The organism is uncultured Paracoccus sp., assembly GCF_947496875.1.
Classification (GTDB): domain Bacteria; phylum Pseudomonadota; class Alphaproteobacteria; order Rhodobacterales; family Rhodobacteraceae; genus Paracoccus.
The window spans coordinates 1-268 of sequence record NZ_CANMEH010000104.1 but is presented as its reverse complement, the minus strand read 5'-3'; the positions used below and the strand labels follow the sequence as shown (position 1 = coordinate 268).

Annotated in this window: 1 protein-coding gene; it reads right to left on the bottom strand. The window is 71.3% G+C overall.

Annotation, left to right across the window (positions count from 1 at the left end):
* On the bottom strand, positions 1–268 hold a 268-nt coding region (locus tag Q0938_RS19305), incomplete at both ends, for a hypothetical protein (RefSeq protein WP_299365751.1).

The following is a 268-nucleotide window of genomic DNA, read 5'->3' as shown; positions in this document are numbered from 1 at the left end:
CCGGCCATGCCGGGCGGAGAGAGCCGGGCGACCTCGGCGAGAAAGACACCGTTCCAGCCGATGGCGGTTGCGCCGGATCCGACCGCGACCAGGATGACAATCCACAGCGCCCAGTCGGGGCCGGTCAGAGCCATGCCCCCCATGCAGGCAGCCATGACGATGCTCAGCAGGCTCAGCATCGTCCGCGGCCGCACATGGCGGTCTGCCAGCCAGCCCCAGAGCAGGCGCCCGAGCACCCCCGCACCCTGCGCGACCGCCATGACGATGC